The 13,944-nt window shown below is 66.8% G+C and carries 12 protein-coding genes; 8 read left to right on the top strand and 4 right to left on the bottom strand.

Annotation, left to right across the window (positions count from 1 at the left end; all coding sequences use genetic code 11):
• The first annotated feature begins 1 nt into the window (after window position 1).
• The 3 genes from KQ303_RS11290 (at window position 2) to KQ303_RS11280 (ending at window position 3,019) form a co-directional block, all read left to right on the top strand.
• The gene (locus KQ303_RS11290; RefSeq protein ID WP_311134151.1) at window positions 2-913 is read left to right on the top strand and encodes an NAD(P)H-dependent glycerol-3-phosphate dehydrogenase; all 912 of its coding nucleotides are present in this window, start codon (window positions 2-4) and stop codon (window positions 911-913) included.
• 149 nt (window positions 914-1,062) lie between these two features.
• Window positions 1,063-2,157 (top strand): SpoIID/LytB domain-containing protein, encoded by a 1,095-nt coding sequence (locus KQ303_RS11285; protein ID WP_259730364.1) that lies wholly within the window; start codon window positions 1,063-1,065, stop codon window positions 2,155-2,157.
• Between the two features lie 19 nt (window positions 2,158-2,176).
• Complete coding sequence (locus KQ303_RS11280; RefSeq protein WP_259730363.1) at window positions 2,177-3,019, top strand: ATP adenylyltransferase; 843 nt, start codon at window positions 2,177-2,179, stop codon at window positions 3,017-3,019.
• A 303-nt stretch (window positions 3,020-3,322) separates the two neighbouring features.
• Here the strand turns inward: KQ303_RS11280 and KQ303_RS11275 are convergent, their stop codons facing one another.
• Window positions 3,323-3,616, bottom strand: coding sequence for a hypothetical protein (locus tag KQ303_RS11275; RefSeq protein WP_259730362.1), 294 nt, complete (start codon window positions 3,614-3,616; stop codon window positions 3,323-3,325).
• A 34-nt stretch (window positions 3,617-3,650) separates the two neighbouring features.
• Here KQ303_RS11275 and KQ303_RS11270 point away from each other — a divergent pair, with 34 nt between their 5' ends.
• From KQ303_RS11270 to KQ303_RS11255, 3 genes are all read left to right on the top strand, one after another.
• The gene (locus tag KQ303_RS11270; protein WP_259730361.1) at window positions 3,651-4,373 is read left to right on the top strand and encodes a sigma-70 family RNA polymerase sigma factor; all 723 of its coding nucleotides are present in this window, start codon (window positions 3,651-3,653) and stop codon (window positions 4,371-4,373) included.
• Window positions 4,374-4,708: 335 nt separating this feature from the next.
• Window positions 4,709-6,376 (top strand): DUF3370 domain-containing protein, encoded by a 1,668-nt coding sequence (locus KQ303_RS11260; protein ID WP_259730360.1) that lies wholly within the window; start codon window positions 4,709-4,711, stop codon window positions 6,374-6,376.
• Between the two features lie 61 nt (window positions 6,377-6,437).
• Window positions 6,438-7,505: a J domain-containing protein gene (locus KQ303_RS11255; protein WP_259730359.1), complete on the top strand. Its 1,068-nt coding sequence runs from the start codon at window positions 6,438-6,440 to the stop codon at window positions 7,503-7,505.
• Between the two features lie 251 nt (window positions 7,506-7,756).
• Here the strand turns inward: KQ303_RS11255 and KQ303_RS11250 are convergent, their stop codons facing one another.
• On the bottom strand, window positions 7,757-7,900 hold the full coding sequence (locus KQ303_RS11250; RefSeq protein ID WP_259730358.1) for a hypothetical protein: 144 nt from the start codon (window positions 7,898-7,900) through the stop codon (window positions 7,757-7,759).
• Window positions 7,901-8,853: 953 nt separating this feature from the next.
• Between KQ303_RS11250 and KQ303_RS11245 the strand changes: the two genes are divergently transcribed.
• Window positions 8,854-9,162, top strand: coding sequence for a hypothetical protein (locus tag KQ303_RS11245; protein ID WP_259730357.1), 309 nt, complete (start codon window positions 8,854-8,856; stop codon window positions 9,160-9,162).
• A 169-nt stretch (window positions 9,163-9,331) separates the two neighbouring features.
• Here the strand turns inward: KQ303_RS11245 and apcD are convergent, their stop codons facing one another.
• The gene (apcD, locus tag KQ303_RS11240) at window positions 9,332-9,826 is read right to left on the bottom strand and encodes an allophycocyanin subunit alpha-B (RefSeq protein ID WP_259730356.1); all 495 of its coding nucleotides are present in this window, start codon (window positions 9,824-9,826) and stop codon (window positions 9,332-9,334) included.
• A 135-nt stretch (window positions 9,827-9,961) separates the two neighbouring features.
• Here apcD and rlmD point away from each other — a divergent pair, with 135 nt between their 5' ends.
• A complete protein-coding gene (gene rlmD, locus KQ303_RS11235) occupies window positions 9,962-11,350 on the top strand; it encodes a 23S rRNA (uracil(1939)-C(5))-methyltransferase RlmD (protein ID WP_259730355.1) in 1,389 nt (462 codons plus the stop codon).
• Between the two features lie 22 nt (window positions 11,351-11,372).
• On the opposite strand, the gene pheT is transcribed toward rlmD, so the two are convergent.
• Complete coding sequence (gene pheT / locus KQ303_RS11230) at window positions 11,373-13,871, bottom strand: phenylalanine--tRNA ligase subunit beta (protein WP_259730354.1); 2,499 nt, start codon at window positions 13,869-13,871, stop codon at window positions 11,373-11,375.
• Window positions 13,872-13,944: the final 73 nt, after the last annotated feature.

The raw sequence follows: 13,944 nt of genomic DNA, 5'->3' as shown, positions 1-13,944 counted from the left end.
AATGAGGATCGCCGTTCTGGGGCAAGGGGCCTGGGGGCGCACCCTGGCCAGCGTGCTGCGCCAGCAGGGCCATGAGCTCGCGGTGTGGTCGCGCTCCCACGGCAGCGATCCAGCCGCGGTGCTCCAGCAGCAAGACCTGGTGCTCTCGGCGGTGGCCATGGCCGGGGTGCCGGCGCTGGCGCAGCAGCTGAGCGCCGGCTGGCCCGGGGCTGTGCCCCTGGTGAGCTGCAGCAAGGGCATCGACCTTCAGCAGCACTGCACAGCCAGCCAGTTGTGGCAGCAGGCCATTCCGTCGTTGGCGTGCCTGGTGCTGAGCGGGCCCAACCTGGCGGCTGAGCTGGATCAGGGCCTGCCGGCCGCCAGCGTGCTGGCCTCCATCCACACCGAACTGGCCAGCGAGCTGCAACGCCAGCTCAGCAGCCAGCGGCTGAGGCTGTACACCAACGCCGATCCGATCGGCACCGAACTGGCCGGCGCGCTCAAGAACGTCATGGCGGTAGCGGCCGGCATCTGCGATGGTCTCGGGCTGGGGGCCAATGCCAAGGCCTCCCTGCTGACCCGCGGGCTGGCCGAAATGGGGCGGCTCAGCCAGCTGCTGGGCGGCGATCCCGCCACCCTCTACGGCCTGGCCGGCCTTGGCGACCTCCTGGCCACCGCCAACAGCCCCCTGAGCCGCAACTACCGCTTCGGGCTGCATCTGGCCGAAGGTGACTCTGCAGCGGCGGCCTTCACCCGCATCGGCGCCACGGTGGAGGGACCCGCCACGGCCGAAGCCGCGCTGGTGCTGGCCCATCGGCATGCCCTGCACCTGCCGATCTGTGAGCAGGTGGTGGGCCTGCTGCAGCGGCGCAACACCCCGCAGGAAGCCGTGCGGGCCCTGATGGAGCGCGATCTGCGCCGGGAATGGGTGTGAGTCGCGGGGCCACATCCAGAGGCCCCACAGCTCCTACCAGCGCCCATCCAGGGCCCACGTCTGCGCGACAACCGTATGTTCGCGGCCGTTCTCAGCCATGATCGCTCCAACGACTAGTGGGACAGGGATGTGAACAGAGGGAAAGGTTCATGAACTGGCCGGCAGGGCAGCAGTTGGTGGCACAGGGCGCACGTGCCCTGCGTCCGTTGAAGCTCGGCAGCGAGCGGCTGGCGCGACGCCTGCAGCGGACTCTCAGCCCTCAACGCCGCACCACGCTGCTGCTCACCACACCCTTGAGCGTGGTGGCTCTGGGCATCGGCTTCTATGCCCAATCGTTCAGCCAGCCGAAGCCCGACCTTGACGCACGGGTGATGGAGGCGCTGCTGCCGGCCAGCACCACCGGTGAAGCCACCGACCCGGCGGGTGAGGAGAGCCGCCTGCGGGCGATCGAAGCGCGCCGCGCCCAGCAGCCTCCCGCTCCGGCCCTGCTGCCGGATGCCCCCGCCTCCCTGGTGGAGCCGGTCGCCGGCCGCCCGGTTCCGCTTGAGGTGCGGGTGGCCCTGCTGCGTCAGGCCGGCCAGCCCAGCTTTTCGGCCACCGGCCCCTGGTGGCTGCGCAACGGCGACGGGCAAGTGCTGGCCCAGGGTCAGGCCCGCAGCCCTGTCGATCTCAGCGCCGGCACCGGCGCCAACGATCTCTGGCTGGACACCGCACCCGGGGAAGCGTTGCTGGTGAACGGCCAGCCGTACACCGGTCGCCTGCGTCTGCTGGCGGAGCGGGGAGGCATCACACCGATCAATCACCTGCCACTGGAGGCCTACATCGCCTCGGTGGTGGGGGCGGAAATGCCCACGTCCTGGTCGATGGAGGCCCTCAAGGCCCAGGCGGTGGCGGCCCGCTCCTACGCCCTGGCCCACCTGGCCCGACCGGCCAACAAGTTCTGGCATCTGGGGGACACCACCCGCTGGCAGGCCTACCGGGGCCTCACCACGGTGAATGGCCGCACCACCGAAGCTGCCGCGCGCACCAACGGCTTAATCCTCAGCTACCAGGGGGGCATTGTGGAAAGCCTGTATGCGGCCAACAGCCAGATCACGCTGGAAGCCCACGGGCACCTGGGAGCGAGCATGAGCCAGGAAGGCGCCCAGGAACTGGCCCTCGCGGGCCGGCGTTACAACGAGATCCTGGGCCACTACTACCGTGGGGCCTCGCTGGCACGCCTGCAGATCGGTGGAGCGAACTGAGCGCCTGTGGCGAACGGCCTTGCAGCAGAGCCAGGCCGCGCGCGAACGCGGTGCCCTGGTGCCGCTCGTCACCAGGGTGCTGCCGCCGGGAGCCTGGGCACCCTTCCAGCTGCGCCAGCTCGACTCGCCCGTGCCGCGCCACCTGCGCAGCGGTGGGCCCCGGCCCAACCCGTTTCTCCCCTGGGAGCGGCAACTGGAGGTGACGCGACTGGGCGAGAGCCATGCGGTGATCCTGAACAAGTACCCGGTGCAAGCCGGCCATCTGCTGCTGATCACCCAGGGCTGGGCGCCGCAGAGCGGCTGGCTGAGAGCGGCCGACTGGCAGGCGGTGGCCCATGTCGATGCGGACACCACCGGTCTGTGGTTCTTCAACAGCAGCGGGCGGGCCGGCGCCAGCCAGCCTCACCGGCATCTGCAGCTGTTGCCCCGCCATCGCGGGGAACCCAACTGCCCCCTGGAGCCCGCCCTACGCGCCCAGCTGCAGGGCCAGGCACCACCCTGGCCCTGGCGCTACCGGCTCAGCCCGCGCCCCGAGGGCGGCGGACCCGCCGACCTGGCGATGCTCTACCGCCGCCATGCCCTGGAGCTCGGCCTGGGTGATCCGGCGGACGGTGGGGAGCCCAGCTATCCCTACAACCTGCTGTTCACCAGCTCCTGGTTTCTCACCATCCTGCGAACCCGCGAACATGCCGCCGGGTTCAGCCTCAATGCGCTGGGCTTCGCTGGCTACCTGCTGCTGACGGAACAGTCGGATCTGCCGTGGCTGAAGGAGCATGGACCATGGCAGCTGCTCCGCGCCGTGGCGCCGGCCGTGGACGCCGCGCTGGAGCCTGCAGAAGGCCCGCCTCAGACGAGGCACTGAGCGAGGACGTGGGCCAGTGATTGGCATAGGAGGTGGGCTCCGATCTTCGCCGTGCCCTGTGCGCCGCGGCTGATTTCGGGAGGCGCAAAGGAAACGGTCTGGATGAGGCTGACCAAGGACCCTCAGCGCCTTGGAGCATGTGGACGAGGAGCCTGCAGCACCCACCAGTTGGTGCGCTGGGGGTGAAGAACTCGGTCTCGTCCTGAACCCTCTTCAAAAAGTTCAGTGAAAGCACGGTTGCACAAGGTGGCAGCAAGGGATCTTTCTGGAAAAGGAACCGGCCGGAACGACCGGCGGTTCTCCCTACAGCTTCCTTCTCATCTCCGCTTCCCTGTTCATGACCTGCTCCCCTCTGGCGGCCCAGCGCTCCACCATCCCGCTGAGCGTCGCGCCAACACCTGTCCCGCCAACCAGCGCTCCACCCACCAACACTCCACCCACCAACGCTTCGGCTGCAGCATCGGCATCGGCTTTGCTCTTGCCTGGCCGATCGACCAGCAGCAAGACCGCTGCTTCAGCAAGCCGCCTGAGCGCCGTCAATTCGGCCACAAACGCCACCAAGGCGAACACGCCGACCACGAAGCGCAGGACGAACACGAATGCCGGCTCTCATGCCAGCCAGCACGCCACCGTGCGACAACGCAACCAGCGGGTGGAGGCCTACAGGGAGCTGGTAAGGCCGATCGCTCTCCACTACGCCGCCCTTTGTCGGGAGGGGGCGGACGATCTGATCCAGGTGGGCCTGCTGGGCCTGATCCGCGCCGCAGAGCGGTTCGAACCGTGCACCGGAACGCCGTTTTCCGCCTTTGCTCGCCAGCACGTCCGGGGCGCGATCCTGCACTATCTGCGGGATCAGGCCCCGCCCATCCGGCTGCCGCGGCGTCAGCAGGAGCTTCAGGACCGGATGCGGCAGTTCACCCGTGACTGGCAGACGCGATTCGGGCAGAGCCCGAGTGAGGCCGAACTGCGCAGCGGCCTGGAGCTGTCCGTGGCCCAATGGTGCACGTTCGAGCGGCTGGAGCGGCTGCGCCGCCTGGCACCGCTCGAAGCCTCGATGGAGGGCATTGCGGCAGACCATGACGACGACGACTGCGTCGATGGCGGAACCGCCGAGGCAATGGCCCTGCTGACTCAGCTGGAGAACCGGCAGCGTCAAGTGGTGGAGCAGGTGGTGCTGGAGGGGCTGAGCCTGCGGGAGGCGGCCCGCCGGCTTCAGCTCAGCCCGATGAGCGTGCACAGGGCCCTGCACAAAGGTCTGGAGCGGCTCAGGCAGGAACTGGACTGCGGCCTTCAGCAGGTGGTTACTCCGCCGGCTGGACCCCATCACGCTGCATCTGCTTCTCCAGGGTGCTGATCGCCGCATTCACGGCAGCGAGCTGACGCTCCACTCCGTCACGCCAGTAGGTCAGCATGCGCATCTTGCGCTGCTGATGATGGCGGCGCATCGCTTCATGATCACCGCTGCTGGATCCGTAACAGGCAAAGGGCGGGAACATGGGAAAATTTCACAGTGCCTGAAGGTTCTAGCCAGTGCTCTGGTGCCCATGCGTTCCCTGCCCCACCCGTTGGTGAACTCGGCCTTCAAGTGTCGAAACCAAAGGCAGGCAGGGAATACTGGCCCACCACATCCACCCCCGCACCGCCACCGTTTTGCCGTTGTCCCCCCGCCAGATCAATCAAATGGGACCCATGATTCCCACAAGGTTTCTTCGCCCCTGTCTGGTGGTGATCGCCGGCACGCTCGTGCTGCAGGCGCCTGCCGCCCACGCCTACGTGGCCTTGATGGCGGGCCAGTCAGCCCGTCCACTCAACGGCGCGTTCAACACCGTGCCGGTGCTGCATTCCAACCAGCCTGAGGAGGTCTTCGGCCCGGGAATTCTTGTGAACACAGCGCCTGGCCAGGCTATCGCCACTGAAACCCGTCAATATCTCAACAACGCTACTTACACTTTCAACGGAGATTTCGGGCTCCACGTTCATCACAAGTATTTCCCAGAAAATGCCAGCCGTCTCGGCGGCCGTTATGTGCGCGGCAAGCTCACGATCGCCACGATCGTGATGAACCCGGGCTCGCGTCCTGTCACCCTTGAGATGGAGCGCGGCGCCGTTCGCAATAGCTTTGAAGCTCCCTATCTAGGCAACCACCTGATGGGCGTGAAACCACTGGGGCGGCGCCCCTGGAACACCGGACCGGGCGATGCCACCTCCGTGATCATGTTGCGCGGGGAGCTGGATCCCAAGATGCCGGAAACCCTGGTGGTTCCTCCCTATAGCCGCCGGGTACTGTTCCACACCCGTCTGCCCGCCCGGGGCATCGCCAATGGCCTACTGAAAGGCCGCAGTGACGGGCCATTCCAGATGGCGGTGGTGGCAGCGGAGGATCCGGAAACTGATGCCGATCTGTTCGCAGTGCTGGATCAAGGGATGCTCGCGCCAGGCCGCATCTACCTCGACATGCTCTCAAAGATCCACTACGGCCAGGTGTTCTCACGGGTCGGTGGCGTGGCGATCGGCGATGAGTACCAGGCGAGCCTGGTGCACGACCTCAATCAGGGCCCATTGCACGTGCCCTTCACGAGCACGAACCGCCACACCTTCGGCACCCGCGAAGTGCAGGTGAACCCGCTGGCCAGCCGCATGATTGATTCCTCCCTCGACAACGTGGGCACCTATGGTGTGCGCTTCGATGTGGATCTGAATCTCAAAGGCAACGGGCCCTATGAGCTGGTGATGAGCCATCCCACCGCGAACGGCCGCCAGTTCACGGCCTTCCGCGGCTCGATCGGCATCCGTACCAAGGAGGGCTACAACGACGTGCACGTAGGCCTGCGTTCAGGCGAGAGTCTTTCTCTGGCCTCGTTGAACCTGGTCCCCGGTGTGAACAACCCTGTGCGGGTGAGCATGGTGTACCCAGCCGATGCCACGCCCGGACACCTGCTGAGCGTGGTGCCCAGCTACCAGCTGGCTCAGCTGCGCGAGCGGGAACAGCGCATCGCCATGGCCCGTGCCGCCGCCGCGGAAGCCGCCCGCCAACGGCCCGCTCCCAAAGCTCCCCCCACCCTGGCGGCCCCAGTGCCGGTTACCCGTCCCGCCTCCGGCCGCACCGCCAGCGCACCGCCCCCTGCACCAGCACCCGCGCGTCCCACGCCGCCACCCCCGGCACCGGCTGCCGCCCCCCGTTTTCTGCCCACCTTGGTGCCGGCCTGGATCCGCCCGCTGCCGGCCATCCCGCTACCCCTGCTCAACCAGCTGCCTGGTGAAGGCGCCAACGACGGCACCCAGACCGTGCTGCTTGGCCGTTATCGGGAAGCGGCCGAGGCCCAACAGCGGTTCCTCAGGGAGATGATGGGGCGCTAGGTCCACTCCCATCGGTTCCGACGTGGCTGAGCCGGTACGAAAGGAGCGCAAAACTCTGTCGATGACGCTGCCGACCGCAAGGATCGCGCAGTTCAAGCAACTCCAGCGCGAATGGGGCTTCTCCACCCACGGGCAGGCCATGGAGCACCTGCTGGAGTTACTGCTGCCTGAATCCCCCGACCAGGAGGCGGAACAGGACGACGGCGACGATCAAGAACATGAGGTGCTGCTCGAACGGGGAGCTCTGGTGCTGGCGTCCAGCGCCGAAAGCACGCAACTCGTGCTCACCGTCGAGGACGGTCTCACCGAATTCGAGCTAGACCTGAGACGAGACTCAGAAGCGGTCTCAGATGAGACCCGCAAACAGTCTCGAGCACTGCCGGGTCTGCACAAGGGGCGGGAGACGGGCGCAACTGGCAGCGGCGGCTCCGGAAGCCGAGGCATGGGAGGTGGCATCGATCTGCCTGGATTCGTGCAGCAGCGGTCGGCACGGCTGCGCCAGAGCCTCCACCCGCAGCCGAGCACGCCAACACGGCCCAATGATCCTTTTCCAGAAATCTCTGAGCACGATCTGAGCGCCGCCCTCACTGCCGCCACAGCCCACTGGGTGGGCCTGTACGGCACGGCCGCCAACGAAGCTGTGCTGGAAGCGGCGATGGTATGGCTGGGCCAGGAGATCTGGCCCCAGTCGGACCAGGCGGAAGGGCGACCTTTCACCTGGTCGGCGCTGGAACACTGGATCGTGGGCTGTGCTCCGAGCTGGCCGGCTGGCCCGCCCAGCTTCGAGCGGGTCATGGTGGGCGCCGGATTGCTGGAGGATCCGTTCAGCCCGGCCACGTTGAGCCTGCGACTGCCCACCTTGATCAGGCGCTTCGTGCATCGCTTCCGCCGCCGCCGGCAGGGCACGTCCTTCCAAACGCTGGAGCACACGATGACGCTGCAGGGAGCCCTCAAGGTGCTGGAGATTCCCTTCGAGGTCGGCGAACGGCTCACGTTGAAACGGATCCGCGAGGCCTATCGGGAGCAGGCCCAACGGCACCACCCCGATTCCGGCGGCAGCGCCGACACGATGCGCCGCCTGAATGAGGCCTACCAACTGCTCAAGGAGCTTTACCGTAAATCCAGCTGACCCTCTGGCCCAGCCAGAGCTCCTGCTTGGCTCATGGTCCTTTCAGGCGGGGGCCTCTGCCAGCCCCCACCTGAATGGCTTCCCTCATCTGTCCACGGTGAGACGCATTGATAGTCCCATCGCGGGGCCCGCATGAGATGAGCGGCACAAAGTGGCGATTGTGCCGCCCCCGAGGGGGAACACCCCCAGCCGCAAAACGATGCTGCCGCACCGTCCCAGCACAAACGCAACACCCTCCAGATCGAAAACCATCAGAGCGCCATGCACTCGGTGCCCAGCCAAAGCCCCGGGCGGATCGCTGGCGAGAAGAGGCAACCACTGACCATCAGTTCCGCAATCGTCTGGCTACGGATCACCGCGCCAATGACACCTTTGTCCTGCAGCGGCTTGTCCACCAGCCAACAGGGCAGGTGTCCAGTAGGTGGGCATGGAATCTGGAGGACCTGAAAACCCAATTAGAACAAGGGAGCTGCGCGCAAAAGTCCAGCTGCGTACCTGCGTGAGACACAGGTACGCAGAGGGTTGACCAAGGCGCAGCTACGACGGGCTGCACCGGAGTGAGCGCGAGCAAAATGACGATGGCGTGGCATGAAGCCACAGGCAGCGAAGGGGTCAGCAGGTTCGAAGACACCTTCATGTGCTGCCGTGTTGCTGGCTGGACCAGCTCAGGATCCGCCAGGCTTGCAGAGAGCCGGGGGTTGTGTGGGTCACGGTCGACGGCGATCAGCACTGAACATCCAAGGCGGCACAGATGAACAGGAAGCAACTCCAGCCAGCCCCATCACCGGGCTGACCATCTCTGCAGGCTCAGAGGGGAAAAGGTCGGTCTGCACAGGTGGAATTGCAGGAAAATCTGGTTTTCAGGCAGCGCAGACAAGACTCAGCACTGGACCCGCTACTGGTCGTGCATGAGACAGCTGGGAGAGTGCTGCCTTCGGCGAACACCGGGCGTCCAGCGCCAGGCGACCCAGGAAACAACGCAGCTAAGCCATGACGAGGTGACTGCCGACAAAGCCTGCGCGATGAGGGAACTTCTGGGTGAGTTGTTCCTATCGAACCTCTTCTGCGCACCTGAAAGATTCCCGATGTGCGAGACACAGCCGGAAATGACGCCCTTGCCTCGCCTCACCGATCCATGAGGCGAGGCTCGATCGTTCTCTTAACCGCTGCTTGGGGCGATCCTGCTGTGGCTTTCATTGGATCTCATGTGCCTCACGACAGAACCAGCTCTAGACCTACTACAGGTCCAGCATGAGATAGTGGAGAAGAAACGACTCCACGACTGGTCGCAGCGCAGAAGCCAATGGATTCATTCCCTCTTGCAGGACAGAGGCAATGGCGATCCTCCTTGGCCAGATTCGGCACATGGATGGCAGGCACGGCGCTTCTGTTCTGCACTGCGCTTTTCTTCTCGGCAGCCGTTCAAGAGGACGAGCCCGGCAACTGGAACCTTGACAACGGTGCGAGCCAAAGGCTGGGCGCCTTGGTTGCGGTGAGGTCGTCCCAGTTCGAGGCCGGTTGCCTGGATCCGATCCCTGCAGCTGGGATGAGCCTTCAAATCGTGCTGCCCAGTTCCCTGGAAGACCTCAGCTTTGATCACACCCCAGGGCAAGTGCTGACGCTGCACTCCCTGTCAGAGGTGTGCGCAGCCTGCTGAACAGTTGCCTAGATGTCAGAGGGCTTGAGAAGGGCCTTCACCTGTCGATGAGGGTGGAGCCACCGAAGCAGACGAGACCAATAAACACCTCAACGCAAGCTGGGATGCTGGCTCAATAGCAGAAGATCAAGCCAGACCAGACACGATCAGATCCGACGGGGCAGGCAGATCAGCCGGGCGTCTGCATCCCCTGGATCAGGAAGTCGAAGTAGGGGCCAGCCATGACGGCATCCTCGGTAGCAAGCAGCGCCAGTGACGCCTCTTTGAGTGTGCGCATGCTTTCGACCATGCCCGCCATGGGCACCCCGAGGCTGTTGTACATCTCGCGGGCACCGATCAGGCCGATGTCCTGGATCTTTTCGGTGCTGCCGGCAAGCACGCCGTAGGTGACCAGGCGGAGGTACCAGCTGAAATCGCGCAGGCACTGGGCCCGTTGGCGCTGGCCGTAGGCATTGCCACCCTGGGCCACGTACTCGGGCTTGCGCAGAAACAGCTGCCGCGCCGCCTCATTGACGATCTTTTTCTCGTTTTCCGTGAGCACGCGGGCGACACGAATGCGCTGGTTTCCGCCGGAGAGGAACTCCGCCATGGAGCGCAATTCACCGCCGCTGGGGTAGCGCAACTGATCATCGGCTTGCAGGATCAGGTCCCTGACGACGCTCATCGAAAGCACCACGCTGGGGCCGATCTTACCGAGAAGAGTTCCTCGCGATGGCCGGAAGCGCCTTTGTGTAACGGCCCTTTGCATCCGGGGGGGCCTTTAGGGTCAGGGGCTGCTCGTTGTGTCGCAGGTCTTTGGATGGCCCCACTCTTGCCCCCCACCGGCACGGCACTGGAGCTGAGCATCACCGGGTTGAACCACCTCGGCGAGGGTGTCGGTCGCTGGGGCGCGGCCACGGAAGGGGGCGGCGAGCGGGGCGTGGTGGTGTTTGTGCCACAGGCCCTGCCCGGTGAGGCGGTGACGGCCCGCGTGACTTACCAGGCCAAAGGCCACGTGGTGGCGGAGCTGATCGAGCGGCACAACACGGCGGCAGAGCGCCGGCGTCCTCCCTGCATCCTTGCCGAGCGCTGCGGCGGCTGCAGCGTCCAGCATCTCGTCGATGAGGCCCAAGCCCGCTGGAAACAGGATCTGGTCCAGCAGGCCCTGCAGCGGATCGGTGGCTTTTCCCTGGCGGTGCAGCCGATCCTGGCGGCGGCTGAGCCGCTTGCCTATCGCAACCGGGCCGTGATTCCGCTGGAGCGCGGGCCCGACGGCACCCTGAGAGCCGGCTTCTACCGCAGCGGCAGCCACAAGATCGTCAATATGAACCGCTGTCCGGTGCTCGATGCGCGCATCGACTCGCTGATCGCGCCACTGAAGCAGGAGCTGGAAGCCAGCGGCTGGCCCGTGGACGCGGACCTGAGCGAAGGCGGTGGTCTTCGCCATCTGGGCCTGCGCGTCGGGCATCACAGCGGCGAGGTGCTGGTGACCCTGATCAGCAGCCACAGCCAGCTGCCCGGGCTGAGCGAACGCGCAGACGACTGGATGGAGCGCTGGCCTGAACTGGTGGGCGTGTGCCTGAACCTCCAGCCCCTGCCCACCAACACCTTGATGGGTCCGCGCACCGAGGTGATCGCCGGCCGGGGCTGGCTGAGCGAGCGCTTCTGCGGGCACGAGCTGCGCATCGCGCCGGACACCTTCTTTCAGGTGCACACCCCCCAGGCCGAGCGGCTGGTGCCGCTGCTGCTGGACGCGCTTGAACCACGCGCCGGACGCACGCTGGTGGAGGCCTACTGCGGCATCGGCACCTTCGGCTTGCCTCTGGCGGCCGCCGGGGCAAGCGTGCGGGGGCTGGAACTGCACCTGCCCAGCGTTGAGCAGGCCCGGCTCAATGCGGCGCTCAACGGTCTCAATGGGTTGTCGGTGGAGAGCGCCGACGTGGCCACTGCGCTGGTGGAGCTGCTGCCGGAGGCGGATGGGCTGCTGCTCGATCCACCGCGCAAAGGCCTTCCCGAGCAGGTCACGGCCGTGATCCGTGCCTGCCCGCCCCGACGGGTCGCCTACCTCAGCTGTAACCCCGCCACGCTTGCCCGCGACCTGGCTGGCCTCACACAGGACGGGGGGCTGACGCTGCAGAGCGTGCAACCCGTCGACTTCTTCCCCCAGACCAGCCACGTGGAGGCGCTGGCGGTGCTGACCGCCAGCTGAGCGTCAGGCCCGCTGCTGGGGGTCAGGCTCGCAGCTGGGCGTCGAACTGCTTCTCGACGGCCTGGCGCACCGCCGCGTGGGCCTGCTCCACCTCCGCTTCGGTGAGGGTGCGGCGCGCATCGCGGTAGCGCAGGCGGAAGGCCTGGCTGGCGGCTCCCTCCGCCACCTGGCTGCCGGCATAGCGGTCGATCAGTTCCGCCGACTCCAGCAACGGCCGGCCGGCCTTGCGCATCACCGTGAGCAGCTGGGCAGCCGTAACGCTGGCAGGGATCACCACAGCCAGGTCGCGTTCGGAGGCGGGAACGGTGGGATAGGGGCTGAAGCTGGGCTGCCAGCGGTTGCTGCGGGTGGCCGCGCGCAGCAGCGGCTCCAGCGAGAGCTCAAACAGATGGGTGGCTTCCGGCAGGTCGAGGGCTTCGGCCTGGGCCGGGTGCAGTTGTGCAAACCAGCCCACAGCGCGGCCTTCGAGCACCAGCTCCGCCGCCCGGCCCGGGTGCAGCAGCGCATGGCCCTGCAGGGGGCGGTCGTCGCAGGACAGCGACAACTGGCCGAGAGCTTGCTGCAGGACACCCCGCGCTTCGTAGTACCCCAACGGCCGGGGCTTGCCGGCGCTGCTCCATAGCTCGGAGCGCCGTTCCCCGCAGATCACCCCCGCCAGCTTCGCCTCGCTGATCGCATCGGTGTCGGCGGCATCGCCGTTGGCACGGAACACATGGCCGATCTCGAAGGCCCAGAAGCCTGGCTGTGAGGCCTGCAGGTTGCGGCGTGCCGCCAGCAGCAGGTCGTCGATCAGCGAATCACGCAGGTGGCCGTATTCCGCAAGCAGCGGATTGGCCAGCGCCACCCGCTCTGCCGTCGTCAGCCCAATGCCCCTGCTCACCGGGGCCTGGGCCGGCCCGAGCGACAGCGAGCAGCATTCCTGCAGTCCGGCGGCGCAAAGGGCACGGCGCAACAGACGCTCTGCCTTCTGGGCAGGCTCAAGGCCGCCAGGGCAGATCGGGTCCGGCAGATGGCTGGCGAAATGGTCGTAACCCACGAGCCGGGCCACCTCCTCAATCAGATCCACCTCCCGCTGCAGATCCATCGCCCGCGACGGGGGCACGGTGACCCACCAGCCCTCCTCGCTGTCCTCCAGCTGGCAGCCCAGGGCCTCCAGGGTGGCCGTGATGCGTTCATCGGCCAGGTCGTCCGCCACGCCATCGACGAGCACGGGACCCAGCAGCTGGTGCAGGGCATCGCGGCGCAAGGCCAGCGGTGGGCGGGGATCCACAGGCGCCTGGTGCAGCCAACGGCCCTGGATCTCGCCGCCGGCCAGCTCCACCAGCAGGGCAGCGGCACGATCCGCCGCCGCCAGGGTGACCTCCAGCGGCAGGCCTTTCTCGAACCGATGGCTGGCATCGGTGCGCAGGCCCACGCTGCGGGCGCTGCGGCGCACCGCCTGGGGCGCGAACACAGCGGCTTCCAGCCAGATGGCGCCGGTGCCAGGGTGCACCGAGGCGTTGCTACCACCGATCACCCCCGCCAGAGCCACCGGCTGATTGGCGTAGGTGATCAGCAGCGCTTCAGGGGTGAGGCGATGGCTGCTGCCATCAAGCGCCTCGAAGGCCTCGCCGTCGCCGGCCGGACGCACGCCGATGGCGCCGGGATCGGCGCTGGCAGAGCCTGCCGGGCCGAGCAGGGCGAGCCGCTCGCTGTCGAAGGCATGCAGGGGCTGGCCAAATTCCAGCATCACCAGATTGGTGACATCGACCACGTTGTTGATCGCCCGCAGGCCGGCCCGCTCCAGGCGCTGCTGCAGCCAGTCCGGCGAAGGCCCGACCTTCACGCCGGTGATGGCCGTGAGGCTGTAAAGCCCACCGGCTTCGATCGCGGCGGCGTCAGCAGCCGCCACCGGCAACGGCACAGCGGAGACCTGCGGAGCAGGCGCTGTGAGCGTGAGCGCTGCGCCGGTGAGGGCCGCCACCTCGCGGGCGATGCCCTGCATCGAAAGACCATCGGGGCGGTTGGCGGTGATCGCCAGCTCCAGCACCTGATCGTCAAGACCGAGGCTGGGTCCCACCGGGGTGCCCAGGGGCGGCACGTCGCTGAGCAAATCGTCGAGCACGGCGATGCCATCGCTGCTTTCGGGCAGTCCCAGCTCCCGCAGCGAGCAGATCATGCCGCTGCTGGCCACGCCACGCAGTTCGGCGGGTTTGATGGTGAGATCCACCGCCGGCAGGTGGGCGCCCACCAACGCCACGGGCACATGGATTCCGGCCCGCACATTGGGGGCGCCGCAGACGATCTGCAGCAGGTCGTCGCCTGGAGCGGCCGAGAAACGCACCCGGCAGACGCTGAGTTTGTCGGCGTTGGGATGGGGGCTGCGCTCCTCCACGAAGCCCACCACCACGCCGGCGGCGCGGGCAGCAAGATCCTCGATCGCATCGACTTCAAAGCCGGCCATCGATAGACGTTCGGCCAGTTCAGCGGCGGGCATGGAGCAGGCCACCAGCTCCCGCAGCCATTGGAGCGAGACCTGCATCGAATCCACGGCGTCCAGTCGCCAAGATCCTAATGACCGGCCCGGTGCAGGCCGGAGAGTATGTTATTCAGCT

Source organism: Synechococcus sp. CS-1333, from assembly GCF_025128015.1.
In the GTDB taxonomy this organism is placed as follows: domain Bacteria; phylum Cyanobacteriota; class Cyanobacteriia; order PCC-6307; family Cyanobiaceae; genus MW101C3.
The sequence above is the reverse complement of the archived record's forward strand: the minus strand, read 5'-3'. Positions and strand labels throughout refer to the sequence as shown.